Source organism: Agrobacterium sp. SORGH_AS_0745, from assembly GCF_030818995.1.
In the GTDB taxonomy this organism is placed as follows: domain Bacteria; phylum Pseudomonadota; class Alphaproteobacteria; order Rhizobiales; family Rhizobiaceae; genus Agrobacterium; species Agrobacterium tumefaciens.
On record NZ_JAUTBI010000001.1, the window covers coordinates 1,679,080 to 1,696,593 of the forward strand.

Genomic DNA, 17,514 nt, shown 5'->3' on the forward strand with positions numbered 1-17,514 from the left:
ATAAGAACAAAACAGGAACAATAGAACTGAAAAACCGGAATTGAAACCTGTCATGCCATGCAAAAGCGCGCGGAACAGTTGCTCGTTGTCGAAGAGCTGCGTGAAAGGCTGGAAAGGATCGGTGGCGGTCCTCACCGCCTGCACGAGGCCTTGCCTTTTGGCGTGGATGCCATCGATCACCATTTGCCTGGAGGCGGGCTGAAGCTCGGTTGCCTGCATGAGGTGAGCGGCGGCGGCAATGGCGCCGCCGATGGTGCGGCAGCGGCGCTTTTTGCGGCCGGTGTGGCAGCAAGGCTGTCCGGCAAGGTCTTATGGTGTGTCACCCGCAGGGATCTGTTCATGCCGGGATTGACGCAGGCGGGCCTGTCGCAGAACCGGGTCATCATCGTCGAATGCCGCGATGAGAAAGGCGTGCTCGACTGTTTCGAGGAAGGCTTGCGCTGCAACGGTTTTGGCGCCGTGATGGGCGAGCTTGCGAAGTTGCCGATGAATGCCTCGCGACGGTTGCAACTGGCGGCGGAAACCTCTGGTGTCACCGGCATCGCCATCCGCCGCTTCCGGCGCCCGGCCGATGCGGCGTTGTTTGGCGAGCCGACGGCCGCTGTCACCCGCTGGCGTGTCTCTGTCCGGCCATCTTCGCCCCTGCCGGTGCCGGGGGTGGGCAGGCCACGCTGGTTTCTGGAACTTTTGCGATGTCGCGGCGGCGAAAGCGCTGCATTTGAAGTGGAAGCCTGTGATGCAAAGGGTGGTCTCGCTTTACCTGCCGACATGGCCGACGGATCGCTACCGGCGTCTTTCGGGGCAGAACGCGCCGCCGGTTGAAAAGCCGCTGGTCATGATCGGCCGTCAGGGAAGCCGCCGCCTCGTGCTGGCACTGGACAAGGCAGCAAAGGCGGTGGGCATCCGGCCCGGTACACCCGTCAGCAAGGCGCAGGCTTTGGTGCCGGGTCTCGTTGTCGAGGATCTGGATGCGGCGGCGGATGCCCGCGCCCTGCAACAGCTCGCTTTTCATTTCCTGCGTATCTATGCCCCGATCGTCGCCGCAGATCCGCCTGATGGGCTGGTGCTGGATACGGCAGGTGCGGACCATCTGCACGGCAATGAGACGCTGATGTTGAGCGGCATGGTGAACCGCCTGCATGCCGCAGGCTTCGCCGCCCGCGCTGCTATTGCCGATAGCTGGGGGGCGGCCCATGCGCTTGCCCGGTTTGGCCGTAAGGAGATCAGCATCGTATCGCCGGGCGGGCAGCGGGCGGCGATCAGCGGGCTGCCTATGGCGGCGCTCAGGCTGGAGGAGCGTATCGTTTCCGGATTGAAGGTGCTCGGTTTTCGCACCATAGGCGAACTTGCCGAGGCTCCACGGGCGCCGTTGACCCTGCGTTTCGGCCCGGAAGTGGTCAGGCGGCTCACTCAGGCTTTTGGCGAGACTGGCGAACCTATCGAGCCGGTGCGCATTGCCGAACTGGTGGAGGTGCGCCGCGCCTTTCCCGAGCCGATCGCGGCGGCGGAGACAATTGCCCGCTATGTGCAAAAGCTGGTTGCTGAGCTTTGCGTCTCGCTGGAAAAGCGTGGCCTTGGCGCACGTCGCGTCGATCTTGTGCTGCACCGGGTGGATAGCGGCTTGCAGGCCGTGCGGGCCGGCACCTCCAGACCGGTGCGTGATGTCAAACAGCTTGTCCGGCTTCTGACCGACCGGATCGACACCATCGATCCCGGTTTCGGCATCGAGATGATGGTGCTGACCGCCACCCATGCCGAGCCGCTTGTCGCCGCGCAGGCCCGGTCCTCGCTTCTGGAGGAAGGGCGTGCGGAAATCGCCGATACGGTCGATGTCATCCTCAATCGCGGCCACAGGGTCTATCGTTATGCGGCGGTGGCAAGCGACGTGCCGGAACGTTCTCTTGCCAGCGTTTCGGCGCTGGCACCTGAGGATACCCTCGGCTGGCCTTGCCACTGGCCGCGCCCGGTCAGGCTTTTTGCAAGGCCGGAACCCATCGAAACTCTGGCGCTGCTTCCGGATCATCCGCCGCGTTATTTCATCTGGAAAGGCGTGCGCCATAATGTGCGGCGCGCTGATGGGCCGGAACGGGTGTTTGGCGAATGGTGGAAACGCGACCGCGAAAAGGCCGCCGTGCGCGATTATTTCACTGTCGAAAACGAAAGCGGCGAGCGCTTCTGGATTTTCCGCTCCGGTGATGGCGAACATACCGAGACGGGCTCGCAGGGCTGGTTCATCCATGGGGTCTTCGCATGAGCACGCTGCACTATGCCGAGCTTCAGGTGACCACGCATTTCTCCTTCCTGCGCGGTGCAAGTTCCTGTGATGAACTGTTCGAACAGGCAAAAAATCTCGGTATCGAGGCACTCGGCATCGTCGATCGCAATAGCCTTGCGGCCATTCCCCGCGCTTATGAAGCGGCCGATAATCATGGCATCCGGCTCGTCATCGGCTGCCGGCTCGATCTGGATGACGATCTTTCCGTGCTTGTCTATCCCATGGATCGCCCGGCTTACGGGCGGTTTTGCCGGCTGCTTTCCGTCGGCAAGAAGAGGGGTGGCAAGGGTAAGTGTCGGCTCACATGGGACGATCTCGTAGCTTATGGCGAAGGCCTTATCGTGGTGCTGCTCGCCGATCTGGCTGACGATCTCTGCGCGCTTCGCCTGCGCCGGTTGAAAGCCGCTTTTGCTGACCGGGCCTATATGGCGCTGAGCCTGCGAAGACGACCCAACGACCAGATGCGGCTTTTCGAATTGTCGAATATGGCTGCAGCCGCTGATGTGCCGACTGTTGTTACCAATGACGTGCTGTTTCATGTGCCCGAGCGTCGCATGCTGCAGGATGTCGTTACCTGCATCCGGCACAATTGCACCATTGACGAGGCGGGTTTCCGGCGCGAGCGGCATGCCGACCGCTATATGAAGCCGCCTCAGGAAATGCACCGGCTGTTTGCCCGCTACCCGGAAGCACTGGCCCGCAGCCTCGAAATCGCGAAGCGTTGCACCTTTTCGCTGAAGGAGCTGGTCTATCAATATCCTGAAGAGCGCAGCCTGCCGGGGCTGACGGCGCAACAGGCGTTGGAAAAGCTCGTCTGGGAAGCGGCGCCGGGGCGTTATCCGGATGGTCTGCCGGAGAAGGTCGAAAAGGCACTGCATCATGAGTTGGGGCTTATCGGCAGGCTGGAATATGCACCCTATTTTCTGACAGTAAATGCCATCGTCCAATTTGCACGGGGGGAAAATATTCTCTGTCAGGGGCGCGGCTCAGCCGCCAATTCGGTGGTATGTTATGTGCTCGGTATCACCGCCATCGATCCTCTCAAGGTTGATCTCCTGTTCGAACGTTTCGTTTCGGAAGAACGGCGCGAGCCGCCAGATATCGACGTGGATTTTGAGCATCAAAGGCGCGAGGAGGTCATCCAGTGGGTTTATAACACTTATGGTCGCGACAAGGCCGCGCTGTGCTCGGTCGTCACCCGTTATCGCGGGCGCGGGGCGCTGCGCGATGTCGGCAAGGTTCTGGGCCTGCCGGAAGATTTGACCAAACTTCTGTCCTCGCAGGTCTGGCGCTGGAGCGAAGGGGTGGGCGAAAAACAGGTGCAGGAACTGAACCTCAATATGGAGGACCGCCGCCTGAAGCTCGCCTTCGAGCTGGCCAACCAGCTTGTCGGCACACCGCGCCATCACAGCCAGCATCCGGGCGGCTTCGTTCTGACCCATGACCGGCTGGACGAGTTGGTGCCGATCGAACCCGCCGCCATGGACGACCGGCAGATCATCGAATGGGACAAAGATGACATAGATATCGTCAAATTCATGAAGATGGATTGCCTGGCGCTCGGCATGCTCTCCTGCATGAGACGCGGTTTCAACATGCTGGAGGAGCGCACGGGCGTTAAATACGATCTCGCCACTGTCCCACAGGATGATGACCCTACCTATGCCATGATCCAGAAAGCCGACACGCTGGGTACCTTCCAGATTGAAAGCCGGGCGCAGATGTCCATGCTGCCGCGGTTGAAGCCAAAGATATTTTACGATCTCGTCATTCAGGTCGCCATCGTTCGTCCCGGTCCCATTCAGGGCGATATGGTGCACCCCTATCTTCGTCGCCGTGACAAAAAAGAAGAAGAACATTATCCCAAAGAGGAGCTGAGAGGCGTGCTGGGCAAAACGCTGGGTGTACCGCTGTTTCAGGAGCAGGCGATGCGCGTCGCCATCGAATGCGCCGGTTTTTCACCCGGTAAGGCGGATCAGTTGCGTCGCGCCATGGCGACCTTCAAGAATGTCGGCACCATCTCCAAATTCCGTCAGGATATGATCGATGGCATGGTGGATCGTGGTTATGAGCAAGAATTCGCCGAACGCATCTTCAAGCAGCTGGAAGGATTCGGCAGTTATGGTTTTCCAGAAAGCCATGCGGCCTCCTTCGCGCTGATCGCCTATGCCTCCTCATGGCTGAAATGCCATCATCCCGATATTTTCTGTACGGCGCTTCTCAATTCGCAGCCAATGGGGTTTTACGCCCCGGCGCAGATTGTGCGTGATGCGCGCGATCATGGCGTGGAGGTGCGCCCGGTTTGCGTGAACAACAGCCGGTTTGATTGCACGCTGGAGCCCACGGGCAAGAAGAATGCGAATGGTAAAGAGCGCTACGCCGTGCGGCTTGGCCTGCGCATGGTAAAGGGGCTTTCCAACGATCATGCAGCAAAAATCGTCGCCTGCCGTCAGGATCGCGATTTCGTTTCCGTGGACGATCTCTGGCGGAGGGCAGGTGTTCCCGCCGCTGCCCTAGTCTGTCTCGCCGAAGCCGATGCCTTTCTGCCGTCGCTTTCGCTTTCCAGACGCGAGGCGCTGTGGGCCATCAAGGCGTTGCGGGATGAGCCGTTGCCGCTTTTTGCTGCCGCTGCCAGCCGGGAAAACGCTGTGGTGGATGAGCTTTCCGAACCCTCCGTCGCGCTGCGGCCCATGACTGATGGCGGCGAGGTGGTACAGGATTATGGCCATGTGGGGCTGACCCTGCGCGAACACCCCATGTCCTTCCTGCGGCGCGATCTTTCCCGCCGGCGCATCGTCAGCTGCGCGGAGGCGGTGCGCGTCCGTGATGGAACGTGGCTGGAAACCGCGGGGCTGGTTCTGGTGCGCCAGCGCCCAGGCTCGGCAAAGGGAGTGATCTTCATGACTCTGGAGGATGAGACGGGTATTGCCAATGCGGTTCTGTGGGTAAAGACCTTCGAAAAATACCGGCGCGTGGTGCTTTCCGCCGGCATGGTCGGTATTTACGGCAAGATCCAACGGGAAGGCGAGGTGGTGCATCTGGTCGCCCACCGGCTGACCGATCTGTCAGAGGCGCTGGCAAGCGTGGGTGAGCGCAACCACCCCTTTCCTCTGCCGCATGGGCGCGGCGACGAGTTCCACCACGGTATTCCGCCGGACGATCATCGCAACATCAGGAAACGTCCACCGCCTGCGACCCAGGATGGAGATGAGGTGGAGCGGATAAAGGTCATTTCCCGCAATTTCCATTAGAGCATTTCCAGTAAAAGTGCGTAGCGGTTTTACGTCCGGAAAATGCGTAAAAACAAAGAGATAGAGCGCGTCAAAAGTTTCCGTTTAAACCGGACGTGCTCTAAGATGCGCTCTATGCCGCATCTTCCAGACCAGATGTGTCCTTCCTGCGGAACTGGCTGGGCGGCGCGCCGATCACGCGTTTGAAGGCGCGGCTGAAGGATGCCTCGGAATCGTAGCCGAGCTTTTCCGCCGCCAACGTGACACGCATACCCTCGCGCAGCCACAGTCGCGCCTGATGCATGCGTACGCGAACGACATAACGGGCTGGGCTTTCACCCACCACACGGGTGAAGCGTTCTGCAAAACTCGAGCGGGATGCACCCATCAGGGAGGCAAGCTCTTCCACGCTCCAGTCTTTCTCGGGGGTAAGGTGGATCGCTGCAAGCACCCGTCCGAGTTCGGGATTGCGCACGGCGGCAAGCCAACCGCTGGAATCGCCGCAACCATATTCTACCCATGTGCGGATCAGTGTTGCCGTCAAGACATCGGCAAGCCGCGCCAGAATGCCACCGGCACCAACGCGGTTCAGTTCCACTTCGCGCGCCATGGCTTCCAGGAGATGCGGAATGGCCGGATCGCTTTTGGCGAGATCGCTGGTCAGCATCACATCCGGCATCAGTTGCAAAAGCGGATGCAGATTATCCATGTTGAAACGCATCGAGGCGGTAAAGGCTACCGTGTCGCCGCCGGCACCGGCACATTCCATGTCGAAAATGCCCTGACACACTTCCTTTTTACCGAACCGGTCGAAGAGGGCAGGCGTTACATCCTCGCCGCTGCCCAGCACATGGGCGTGGCCACGGGGAAGAAGCACTGCATCGCCGCACGTAAGCGTCAGCCATTCTCCGGAAGGTTTGCGTAATTTTGCCTGGCCCACGCCGATAAAATGAAACCGCGCCGCCTCCTGCTCGGGAAAGGCCGTCGCCCAGGGCGTTGCCATGCGGCAGCGGCCATATTCCACGCCGTCAAGCCGCAGACCACGCAGCATTTCCGTCAATGCATCATTCATGGCAACTCACAAATTCGGACGTTTGGTTAAGGAATGCGGATTTTTTAGCATGGAAACGCCGAGCTGTCACGCGTAGCTTACGACCATCGATTTGTGAGGCGACGCACCGGGCTCCCACCGGCTTCATCGTTTTGCCATTCCGTTTCAGGGCTCGTTCCCAGAATGCGCATCAGGAGATTTTCATGAATAACCGAACAATCAACGAACTTGAATATGCGCCACACAGACAAGAGCCGGATGCGAAGTGGGCGGCGGTGGTTTCGCTTTCGCTCGGTGTCTTCGGGCTGGTAACGGCGGAATTCCTGCCGGTCAGCCTTCTGACGCCACTGTCGACCGATCTCTCCATCAGCTCCGGCATTGCCGGCCAATCCATCACCGTCACGGCACTGGTCGCAGCGGTTGCCGGTCCCGGCGTCGTCATCGGCACGCGCAGCATTGATCGCCGGTGGACCCTGCTTGGCCTCACGACGTTGCTGATCATTTCCAGCACATTGGCCGCTTTTGCCAACGGTCTTTTCATGCTGTTTACATCGCGCGTTTTGCTCGGCATCGGCCTCGGCGGCTTTTGGGCCATGTCGGCGGCGCTGGCGCTAAGGCTTGTTCCGCTGGATAAGATGCCGCGCGCCATGGCCATCATCCTAACCGGCGTTTCGGTTGCCACCGTTTGCGCAGCCCCTGTCGGAGCGTGGATCGGCGCGACGCTTGGCTGGCGTGCGGCCTTTGCCGTCGCCGGCGTGCTGGGTGTCATCGCACTTGTCGTGCAGTTGCTCACCGTTCCCTCGCTGCCGCCGGCCGGTGCGCCCGGCCTGTCCACCATGTTCCGGCTATTGCAGCGCCCGCAGGTCAGGATCGGCCTTCTGACGACGCTATTCATCGTCGCGGGCCACTTCGCCGGCTTCACCTATGTTCGCCCCTTCCTCGAAGACGTGCCGCAGCTTGGCGTCGAAGCAATCTCGCTCGTTCTTCTGGCTTACGGCGTGGGCGGTTTTTTCGGTAATCTCTTCGGCGGCTTCCTCGCTGAGAAGAACACGGCATGGGCCGTGACGTTTGCCGCCACCCTGATTGCCGCATCCGCTTCCGTGCTGGTGATTGCCGGTGCATCTCCCGTTGTCGCTGGCTTTGCCATTGCCTCCTGGGGTTTCGCCTTCGGTGCGCTTCCTGTCAGCGTGCAGAGCTTCATCACCCGCGTCGCCTCAGACGAGGCCGAAAGTGCAGGCGCGTTGCTGCTCACCACCTTCCAGATCGCCATTTCCAGCGGCGCTGTTCTGGGCGGACTGCTGATCGACCTTCAGGGTGCGACGATGGTCTTCGTTTTCGTCAGCATTGCAGCACTCCTCGGCGCATCGCTCATGGCATCGCGCCGTGGCGTGGTGCCGCAGATTGAAGCGTCGCAGGGGTAGGATACTTGCCGGAAGAAAAAGGGCCCGCATCCGTGCGGGTCCGAATTTTATGATGAAAAGCCACCCCCTCCGTCATGCCGGCATCAGGCCCGGGGTGACAGAAGGGATGTCGATAGGCTTTTCGCCTTCAAGGCGTCTTGATTGCCTTTCGCGTCCGGTCCTTGCCGACCTCGATTACATGGCGCATGGCTTTCACGGCGGCGTCCGCATCACGGGCGGCGATGGCGTGCACGATCCGCAGATGGTTTGCGGCGATCTCGGCGATGGTTCCGGGCGACGAGGCCGGGGATGAAAGCTGGAATGAGATCGCAAGGGCGGCCTCGATCAGCCCGCTTGCCGAACGCATGAACGGATTGCCTGACATGTGCGCCACGGCGAGGTGGAATTCGAGATCGACCTTGGCGATGGTTTCCGGGGTATGCTGCGGATTGTCGAATTTGGCGGCAATCACATAAAGGGAAACGATATCGTCATTCGATGCCTGAAGCGCGGCAGCTGCCGCCGCCGCCGGTTCGAGCGCGAGGCGGATTTCCGCCAGATGTGTAACGAATTCCTGGTCTATCCCGGCTTCGCAGCGCCAGCCCAGCACATCCGGGTCAAAGAAGTTCCAGCTCGAACGGTCGAGAACGCGGGTGCCGACCTTTGCCTTGGGTTCGACCAGCCGCTTGGCCGCCAGCGTCTTCATCGTCTCGCGCAACACGGTGCGCGAGACCCCGAAACGGAGCGACAGTTCGGCATCGTTAGGCAGCAGGGATCCTTCCGCAATCCTGCCCGAGACGATGGCGCTGCCGAGTTCGGAGACCACATGCGCGTGGCTGTTCCGGCGTTTTCGCCCGCTTATCGTCGTTTCGAGCAGCCCCAATAAAGCCTCCGTGTTGGTTATGCCGGATGTGGTCCGGCCAGTCTCCTGTTTGAATACCAGATGATTGCGCGCTGCAACACGATGAAGACAAAAAGCAGCACGCCAATAACGATTTTGGTCCACCAGGATGACAGGGTTCCGTCAAAAACGATGTAGGTCTGGATCAACCCCTGGATCAGCAGTCCGACGAAGGTGCCCGCCACCAGCCCCATTCCACCCGTCAGAAGCGTTCCGCCAATGACAACAGCTGCAATAGCGTCCAGCTCCACGCCCACGGTCGCCAAGGAATAACCCGATGAGGTGTAGAGCGTGTAGACGATGCCGGCGAGGCCGGACAGGAACCCGGAAAGTGCGTAGATGCCGATTGTCGTTGTACCGATCGGCACACCCATCAGTTCGGCCGATTGCGGGTTACCGCCAAGTGCATAGACATTGGCGCCGAAGCGGGTGCGGCTGGCAATCAGCATGCCGGCGGCAAAGACGAGAAGCATGACAATAGCAAGTGCTGTCAGCCTGCCGCCGCCGGGAAAGCGGAAATAAAATCCCTGTATCGCATCGATGAAGGGATGCGAGATCGGTACGGATTGCGTCGAGATCAGATAGGCCGCGCCACGCGCCAGGAACATGCCCGCCAATGTCACCACGAATGGCGGGATCGACAGGAAGCGTATCATCGCCCCCATCATGCAGCCGAACAGCGTCGAGATCACGAGCACGATGGCGAAGGCCAGCAGCGGGTGAATATTATAGGTGCCGACCATGACAGCTACGAAAACGCTGGTGAAGGCGATGACGGAGCCGATGGACAGATCAATGCCACCCGACAGGATCACGAAAGTCATGCCAACGGCAGCGATGCCGAGAAAGGCATTGTCGGTCAATAGATTGCCGATCACCCGTGTCGACAGGATCGCCGGATATTGCAGCACGCAGAGAAGATAGGCGATGAGGAAGATCGTCAGTGTGGTGAGGAACGGAAGATTGCGGCTGTGGATCATCGCGCGGTACCTTCCTTGGTCATTCCGTTGGCGGTGGCCGGTTTTGCGTGTGGCTTTGGCGTTTTGACAAAGCCCAGAACCGCCATGATTGCCGGCGATTGCAGTGTCAGTACCACCATGATGATACCAGCCTTGATGATGAGGTTGAATTCCGGCGGGAAACCGGAGACCAGAATGCCGGTATTGATGGTCTGGATGATGAGCGCGCCGATCAGCGATGCGGTGATGGAGAAGCGGCCGCCATTCAGCGATGTACCACCGATCACCACCGCCAATATGGCGTCCAGTTCCAGCCACAGCCCGGCATTGTTGGCATCCGCGCCGCGAATGTCGGCGGTCACGATCATGCCGGCGATGGCCGCGCAGAGACCGGAAACGGCGTAGACGAAAAACAGCAGGAAGCGTGCCCGCACACCGGCAAGTGCCGCCGCGCGGCGATTGATGCCGGTTGCCTCAATCAGAAAGCCGAGCGCGCTCTTGCGCACCAGAAGGCCGATTACCAGCGCCGCCGCCAACCAGATGATGACGGGCAGGGGAATGCCGGCGAAGGAGCCGGAGCCGATGGCGGAAAAGCTGTCGTCGTTGAAGGTGAGAATGACACCTTCGGTGATGAGCTGGGCGATGCCGCGCCCCGCCACCATCAGGATCAGCGTGGCGATGATCGGCTGGATGTCGAGAAGGGCGACCAGCACCCCGTTCCACAGGCCGCAGGCAATGCCAACAGCAAGCGAGATGGCGATGACGGTTGGGATGGAATGGCCGTTGCTGATGAGTGTTGCCGCCACCGCGCCACAAATGGCGATAACAGCACCGATCGACAGATCGATGCCTTTGGTGGCGATCACCAGCGTCATGCCAATCGTCAGGAGCGCCACGGGTGCGGCACGCACGAGAATATCCATCAGACTGCCGTAAAGCCTGCCGTTCTGGAACGAAACATGCAGAAAGCCCGGCGAAACGATTGTAATCGCTGCCAGAATGACGAAGAGGGCGATCAGTTGGGGAGCAAGCCTTTTCAGGCGCCTTGTCACAGCCACCATCATGCCGCCTCCGTTCTGGCCGCATCCGCAATTGCCCGCATGATGTTGTCGGCCGTCACCTCGCCGCCCTTCAATTCGCTGACATGCCGGCGGTCGGACAGCACGACGACCCGGTGGGCAACGGCGGTCAGTTCTTCCAGTTCGGACGAGATGACGACGAGCGACATGCCCTCGGTGCAGAGTTTTTCGATCATTTTGAGGATTTCCGCATGGGCGCCGATATCGATACCACGGGTCGGCTCATCGAGGATCAGAAGCCGGGGATGGGTTGCAAGCCAGCGCGCCAGAATGGCTTTCTGCTGGTTGCCGCCGGACAGGAATTTTATCGGCCGGTCAGGATCGGCCGGGCGGATGTCCAGCGATTTGATGAAGCTTTCGGCCAGTTCCACCTTCTGCCGGCGCGAAAGCGGCCGCGCCCATCCCTGGCGGGCCTGGAGAGCCAGAGCAATATTGTCGGTCACGGAAAAGTCGCCGATGATACCGTCAGTCTTGCGCTCCTCCGGGCAGAAACCGAACCCGGCCGTGATTGCGGCTTCAGGCGAAGAAAGAGCGATGGTCTTTCCGTCTATCGTGGCCTTGCCGGTATCGGGCTTGTCGATGCCGAACAGCAGGAAAGCCGTTTCCGTTCGTCCCGACCCCAAAAGACCGGCGACGCCGACGATCTCTCCCGGACGAATGCCGAGGTCGAAGGGGGCGATGCTGCCGCGTTTGCCGTACCCCTCGAAACGGATCGGCGGTTCGCCCTCGGCAACGGTGTCGTCAGTGGCCTGATGCTCGTGGGTGATGTGCTGAAGCTCGCGACCAAGCATCATCGCAATGAGTTCGGACCTCGGCAGGTTGCCGATGTCGCGCGTGCCAACGAGGCGGCCGTTGCGCAGAACCGTCACCCGGTCGGCGATATCGTAGACCTGGTTTAGGAAGTGGGTGATTATGACGATGCCGATACCCCGCGCGCGCAAGTTCCGCAGCACACCGAACAGCATCTCGACCTCATGGGCATCGAGGCTGGCGGTCGGCTCGTCCAGCACCAGCACCTTGCCGGAAAGATCGACGGCGCGGGCAATGGCGATGATCTGGCGGATAGCCACGGAATAGCTGGAAAGCAGGGCGTTGACGTCGATCGAAAGCCCGTATTGGGACAGCAGCGCCTGCGATTGTCTCTGCATCGAGGCTCTGTCAATGAGCCCGAAGCGATGCGGTTGGCGGCCGAGAAAGAGGTTTTCGGCAACGGTCAGATTTTCGAGAAGGTTTACTTCCTGATAGACGGTGCCGATACCGAGGGCCTGCGCTTCGCCGACATTGGTGGGCGATATCTCGCTACCTTCCAGAAAGATGGAGCCGCTGTCGCGGTGGTAAACGCCGGTCAGTATCTTGATGAGTGTTGATTTCCCCGCGCCGTTTTCGCCGAGAAGCGCGTGAATTTCACCGCGCCCGAGCGAAAAATCGACGCCGTCCAGCGCCGTTATCCCGAGAAAGGATTTACCGATGGCGCGTGCTTCCAGAAGTGGTGCCGTTTCGGACATTGCGCAGGCCCTGCATGAAAGAAGCTGTGACGGAGCGGCACGCATGACATGCCGCTCCTTCCGAAGATAAGGGGTCTATTAGTAACCCAGACCCTTCTTCGCCTCGTAGACCTTCATCGGGTCGTCAGACGCTGTGTAGAGCTTGGATTCGGTCTGAATCCACTTCGCCGGTGCCTTTTTGTCTTTCAGATAGGCTTCGAGAGCGTCGAAGGCAGGACCGGCCATGTCAGGTGTCAGTTCCACCGTCGCATTGGCTTCACCGGCGGCCATGGCCTTGAAGATGTCAGGTACGGCATCGATGGACACGACCTTGATGTCGGATCCCGGCTTCAGGCCGGCTTCCTTGATCGCCTGGATCGCGCCGACGGCCATGTCGTCATTGTGAGCGTACACGGCACAGATATCCTTGCCGCCGCCTTCGGCCTTGATGAAGCTTTCCATCACTTCCTTGCCCTTGGTACGGGTGAAGTCACCCGTCTGTGAGCGCACGATCTTGATGTTCTTGTGCGAAGCGATGGCTTCTTCGAAGCCCTTTTTACGGTTGATGGCGGGCGAAGAGCCGGTCGTGCCCTGCAATTCGACAACCTTGCAGTCCTTCGCGCCGACATCCTTGACGAGCCAGTCGCCGGCAACCTTGCCTTCGTGAACCTGATCCGAGGTGACCGCGGTCAGGTAAAGATCATCCGGCGCTTCGATCTGGCGATCGAGCAGGATGACAGGAATTTTTTCTTCCTTTGCTTCCTTCAGCACGGCGTCCCAGCCGGTTGCGACGACAGGTGCGATCAGGATTGCATCGACGCCCTGCGCGATGAAGCCGCGAACGGCCTTGATCTGGTTTTCCTGCTTCTGCTGTGCGTCGGCGAATTTCAGCGTAACGCCGCGCTTTTCGGCCTGCTGCTTGGTGACAGTGGTTTCAGCGGCGCGCCATCCGGATTCGGAGCCGATCTGCGAGAAGCCGACGGTCAGCGATTGTGCGGAAACACTGGATGCAAGGCATGCGGAAACGGCGACAGTTATTGCCGCAAGAGCTTTTCTCATCTTATCCTCCCAGAAATGATGTCAGCGTGACGACGTCACTATGAGCATATAGTAATACTCTTGAAAAGGGGTTTTTTAGCGGATTTCCAATTCACGTCATGCCGATTTTATGGAGTTGCAGCATTAAACAGTTATAAATCAATGGCTTATTGTGTATATTCTAATTTCTGCGCCGCGCAAAACTCGCCCGTAATATCGTCTGATCCGGCTTGACAGGCCGCGCCGCTATCTAATAGTAATACAAATAAGCAAGTCAGGTCGTGACGGAATGTGGGGCCTCGGGGTCAGTTACAATCCGGCAAGGCAGGGAGGGAAGAGGCCATTGCGCAACGTCGGTATGGTCGTAAACACCGAAAAATATTCGGCTAAAGCTGAAGAACGGCTCCAGGTCACTCGTCTGGCGCTCGTCTGTCGGTTATGCGTGCTTCCGAGAAGCTGATTCCATTTTCCTTGCGCACAACATAAGCTTGTCGCATTTCGTAATATTTTACCGTTGGCCACTTCCCGGCTGGAGACCGCATCATGACCAAATCCGACAATCTGCCCGCAACCCAAGGCAAGCTTCGTTCGCGCGCGTGGTTCGATAACCCCGCAAACGCTGATATGACCGCGCTTTATCTCGAGCGTTACATGAACTTCGGTCTCAGCCAGGCCGAGCTTCAGTCCGATCGCCCTATCATCGGCATCGCGCAGACCGGCTCGGACCTTTCGCCCTGCAATCGCCACCATCTGGAGCTGGCGCATCGCCTGCGCGAAGGCATTCGTGAAGCGGGCGGCATTGCCATTGAATTTCCGGTGCATCCGATCCAGGAAACCGGCAAGCGCCCGACGGCGGGTCTCGATCGCAACCTCGCCTATCTCGGCCTCGTGGAAGTGCTTTACGGCTATCCGCTCGACGGCGTTGTTCTGACCATCGGCTGCGACAAGACCACGCCTGCCTGTCTTATGGCGGCGGCCACCGTCAACATTCCGGCCATCGCTCTTTCCGTCGGCCCCATGCTGAACGGCTGGTTCCGTGGCGAGCGCACCGGTTCCGGCACCATCGTCTGGAAAGCGCGTGAACTGCTGGCCAAGGGCGAAATCGATTATCAGGGCTTCGTCAAGCTCGTCGCTTCTTCCGCACCTTCCACCGGCTATTGCAACACCATGGGCACGGCGACGACGATGAACTCGCTTGCCGAAGCACTCGGCATGCAGCTGCCCGGCTCGGCCGCCATTCCGGCGCCTTACCGCGACCGTCAGGAAATCTCCTATCTCACCGGCCTTCGCATCGTCGAAATGGTCAAGGAAGACCTTAAGCCTTCCGACATCATGACCAAGGATGCCTTCATCAACGCCATCCGCGTCAACTCGGCCATCGGTGGCTCCACCAACGCGCCGATCCATCTGAACGGCCTAGCACGCCATGTCGGCGTTGAACTGACGGTCGATGACTGGCAGACCTACGGTGAAGACGTGCCGCTGCTCGTCAACCTGCAGCCGGCCGGTGAATATCTCGGCGAGGATTATTACCATGCCGGCGGCGTTCCGGCTGTCGTCAACCAGCTGATGACCCAGGGGCTCATCATGGAAGACGCCATGACCGTGAATGGCAAAACCATCGGCGACAATTGCCGTGGTGCCATCATCGAAGACGAAAAGGTCATCCGTCCCTATGACCAGCCGCTCAAGGAGCGCGCCGGTTTCCGTGTTCTGCGCGGCAACCTGTTCTCCTCTGCCATCATGAAGACGAGCGTGATCTCGGAAGAATTCCGCAAGCGTTATCTCTCGAACCCGAACGACCCGGAAGCCTTCGAAGGCCGTGCCGTGGTGTTCGACGGTCCGGAAGATTACCATCACCGCATCGACGATCCGTCGCTGAAGATCGACGCCAACACCGTTCTCTTCATGCGCGGTGCCGGTCCGATCGGTTATCCGGGTGCGGCAGAAGTGGTGAACATGCGTGCGCCTGACTATCTCTTGAAGGAAGGCGTCAATTCGCTGCCCTGCATCGGTGACGGCCGCCAGTCCGGCACGTCTGGCAGCCCGTCCATCCTCAACGCTTCTCCGGAAGCAGCGGCAGGCGGTGGTCTGGCCATCTTGCAGACGGGTGACCGCGTTCGTATCGATGTGGGTCGTGGTAAGGCCGACATCCTGATTTCCGGCGAGGAACTGGCCAAGCGTTACGAAACGCTCTCCGCCGAGGGCGGCTTCAAGTACCCCGATCACCAGACGCCATGGCAGGAAATCCAGCGCGGCATCGTCAGCCAAATGGAAACCGGCGCGGTTCTGGAACCGGCCGTGAAGTATCAGCGCATTGCGCAAACCAAGGGTCTGCCGCGCGACAACCACTAAGGCAGGGCCGTTTACGGCTCTTTGATGGAAAGGGCTTTGCCCTTTCCATCGTCATGCCCGGGCTTTGTCCAGAGCATCTGCAAATATTTGATTGTTCGAGATTTTGTAAATCCTCGGGTCAAGCCCGAGGATGACGTTGCATGTTTAAAGTGTACGTCACGGATCGACTGTTTCACCGTGTTTAAGGCTACGCTGAACACATTTCGGCTCAAGGCCGCAGGACGGGAAAACGACGTTTCAACCGCCCCGTCAGCCTGCGCTTAAAAAATCAAATCACAGGATAAAGCGACCAGAAGAACAGTTCGTATTCCTGATCACGGTCGTCATCGTTGGACTGGTCGTCCGGTCTGCGTGGCGTCCTGTCCTGCAAATCCTTCTCGACCCGCTCGTTTATGGCGGGCGTTCTTCGGCCGATGCCAAAGAGGTCAAAGGAGAGCATGTTGAACCCTGCTACCATGGCCATTTCCCTTCTTCACGCGAGTTAACAGTGCGTTAAGTTTCGCGTGTTGCCATGATTTCGTCAAGATTGACCAAGGAATTTGTCTACCATTTTTAACAACAATGGCGTGACTGACGTTCCGCCAGCACCCGATTTCGCGCAACGAACGTTTATCGGCGCTGTCAGAGACCCTTCGAGGAGGTGCCGGAATAGCTTTTTTCGGCCGCTTCCAGCGCGGAATCGGTATCTGCGGCATGGCCGAGGCTTCTCAGGGCGCTTGAAACAGCGGTGATATTGGCTTGCACCGAATCCTGGTTGGCGCGCCGGCCGGTGTGATTGAGCCTTATCAGCCGTTCCGCACCGGGACCGACACCGCCCGAGACATCCGCACCTTGCTCCCTGGACGCAGCCGCCAGAAATGCGCCGGCATCCACCGTGTCCGGCAAGATCGCTGTCGAAACCAGAGCAGACGCGTCAGTCTCCTCCACCCACGTCGACATGCCAAGGGCCCTGATGCCGTTACGAGTAGCTGTCGCCGCTCGTTCGTGGCGTTCATTGGCGGATGCCAGACCCTCTGCCTCTATCCGGTCGAGCGCCGCCTCCAGCGCATAGAATTCCAGCGGCGCAGGTGTTCCCGGGAGCGCGCCGCGGCCGGTATCGAGCCAGAGTTTCTTCTGGTCGAGAAGTGAAAGCATGGAGTTCTCAGGTGCATTGCCATGTGAAAGAAGTTTCCAGGCACTTTCGCTGACGGAGATGGCGGATAAGCCCGCCGGGCCTGCCAGCGCCTTTTGCGGGCCGATGACCGCAATATCTATGCCGAGCTGGTCAACCTCGAAGGCATGGCCGCCGATGGAAGCGACGGCATCGACGACCGTGACGACGCCTCTGTCTTTGGCGAGCGCGGCAATGGCGGGCAGGGGGTTGAGAATGCCGCTTGCGGATTCCGCGTGCACGATAGCGAGAAGATCAAAACCTGGCCCTTCGTCCAGCGCTCTCTCGACCTCGTGAAGTGATATCGGCTTTGCCGGAGCGGTGGTCAGGTTGCGAACCGTTGCGCCGCCACGCTCCAGCCAGCCCCCAAACCACGCGCCATAGGGACTAGTGACGATATTGAGCGTTCTCAGACCAGGCCGCGCGAGGCTGGTGGCCGCAGCTTCAAGCGCAAGCACTGCTTCCGCCTGTACCAGAAGCACATCGTTATTCGTGCCCATCAGCGCCGCCAGCCGGTCGGCGAGAGCGGCGTAACGGTCTGCTGGAAAGGCGGGCGGGTCGAGCAGCAATGCGTAATCCGGGGCGGGCATGT

13 protein-coding genes are annotated in these 17,514 nt (G+C 59.7%); 5 read left to right on the forward strand and 8 right to left on the reverse strand.

What is annotated here, in order from left to right:
* Positions 1-57 precede the first annotated feature (57 nt).
* Genes QE432_RS07645 through QE432_RS07655 form a run of 3 tightly spaced genes read left to right on the forward strand, consistent with a single transcriptional unit; the run spans position 58 to position 5,526 of the window.
* On the forward strand, positions 58-822 hold the full coding sequence (locus QE432_RS07645) for an ImuA family protein (RefSeq protein WP_065687726.1): 765 nt from the start codon (positions 58-60) through the stop codon (positions 820-822).
* Positions 737-2,254, forward strand: a complete 1,518-nt coding sequence (locus QE432_RS07650) for a Y-family DNA polymerase (RefSeq protein WP_065687725.1) — start codon at positions 737-739, stop codon at positions 2,252-2,254. Before QE432_RS07645 ends, QE432_RS07650 begins: the two co-directional genes overlap by 86 nt.
* The gene (locus QE432_RS07655; RefSeq protein WP_306623694.1) at positions 2,251-5,526 is read left to right on the forward strand and encodes an error-prone DNA polymerase; all 3,276 of its coding nucleotides are present in this window, start codon (positions 2,251-2,253) and stop codon (positions 5,524-5,526) included. Before QE432_RS07650 ends, QE432_RS07655 begins: the two co-directional genes overlap by 4 nt.
* Positions 5,527-5,638: 112 nt before the next feature.
* On the opposite strand, the gene QE432_RS07660 is transcribed toward QE432_RS07655, so the two are convergent.
* Complete coding sequence (locus QE432_RS07660) at positions 5,639-6,577, reverse strand: AraC family transcriptional regulator (protein WP_003510708.1); 939 nt, start codon at positions 6,575-6,577, stop codon at positions 5,639-5,641.
* 182 nt (positions 6,578-6,759) lie between these two features.
* On the opposite strand from QE432_RS07660, the gene QE432_RS07665 reads away from it, so the two are divergent.
* Positions 6,760-7,977 (forward strand): MFS transporter, encoded by a 1,218-nt coding sequence (locus tag QE432_RS07665; protein ID WP_003510707.1) that lies wholly within the window; start codon positions 6,760-6,762, stop codon positions 7,975-7,977.
* 127 nt (positions 7,978-8,104) lie between these two features.
* On the opposite strand, the gene QE432_RS07670 is transcribed toward QE432_RS07665, so the two are convergent.
* The 5 genes from QE432_RS07670 to ytfQ form a co-directional block, all read right to left on the reverse strand.
* Positions 8,105-8,839 carry a FadR/GntR family transcriptional regulator gene (locus tag QE432_RS07670; RefSeq protein ID WP_013761497.1) on the reverse strand — a complete coding sequence of 245 codons (735 nt, stop codon included), beginning with the start codon at positions 8,837-8,839 and terminating at the stop codon, positions 8,105-8,107.
* A 17-nt stretch (positions 8,840-8,856) separates the two neighbouring features.
* Positions 8,857-9,837, reverse strand: coding sequence for a galactofuranose ABC transporter, permease protein YjfF (yjfF, locus tag QE432_RS07675; protein WP_081308475.1), 981 nt, complete (start codon positions 9,835-9,837; stop codon positions 8,857-8,859).
* Positions 9,834-10,877, reverse strand: a complete 1,044-nt coding sequence (locus tag QE432_RS07680; protein WP_003510702.1) for an ABC transporter permease — start codon at positions 10,875-10,877, stop codon at positions 9,834-9,836. Before QE432_RS07680 ends, yjfF begins: the two co-directional genes overlap by 4 nt.
* Positions 10,877-12,400 carry a sugar ABC transporter ATP-binding protein gene (locus tag QE432_RS07685; RefSeq protein ID WP_035251439.1) on the reverse strand — a complete coding sequence of 508 codons (1,524 nt, stop codon included), beginning with the start codon at positions 12,398-12,400 and terminating at the stop codon, positions 10,877-10,879. Before QE432_RS07685 ends, QE432_RS07680 begins: the two co-directional genes overlap by 1 nt.
* Before the next feature lie 78 nt (positions 12,401-12,478).
* Positions 12,479-13,438, reverse strand: a complete 960-nt coding sequence (gene ytfQ, locus QE432_RS07690; RefSeq protein ID WP_003510698.1) for a galactofuranose ABC transporter, galactofuranose-binding protein YtfQ — start codon at positions 13,436-13,438, stop codon at positions 12,479-12,481.
* Between the two features lie 522 nt (positions 13,439-13,960).
* Here ytfQ and QE432_RS07695 point away from each other — a divergent pair.
* Positions 13,961-15,772, forward strand: a complete 1,812-nt coding sequence (locus QE432_RS07695) for an IlvD/Edd family dehydratase (RefSeq protein WP_003510695.1) — start codon at positions 13,961-13,963, stop codon at positions 15,770-15,772.
* 268 nt (positions 15,773-16,040) lie between these two features.
* On the opposite strand, the gene QE432_RS07700 is transcribed toward QE432_RS07695, so the two are convergent.
* Both QE432_RS07700 and QE432_RS07705 read right to left on the reverse strand, forming a co-directional pair.
* Positions 16,041-16,235, reverse strand: a complete 195-nt coding sequence (locus tag QE432_RS07700; RefSeq protein ID WP_013761494.1) for a hypothetical protein — start codon at positions 16,233-16,235, stop codon at positions 16,041-16,043.
* 158 nt (positions 16,236-16,393) lie between these two features.
* A complete protein-coding gene (locus tag QE432_RS07705) occupies positions 16,394-17,512 on the reverse strand; it encodes a pyridoxal-phosphate-dependent aminotransferase family protein (protein ID WP_065687723.1) in 1,119 nt (372 codons plus the stop codon).
* Positions 17,513-17,514: the final 2 nt, after the last annotated feature.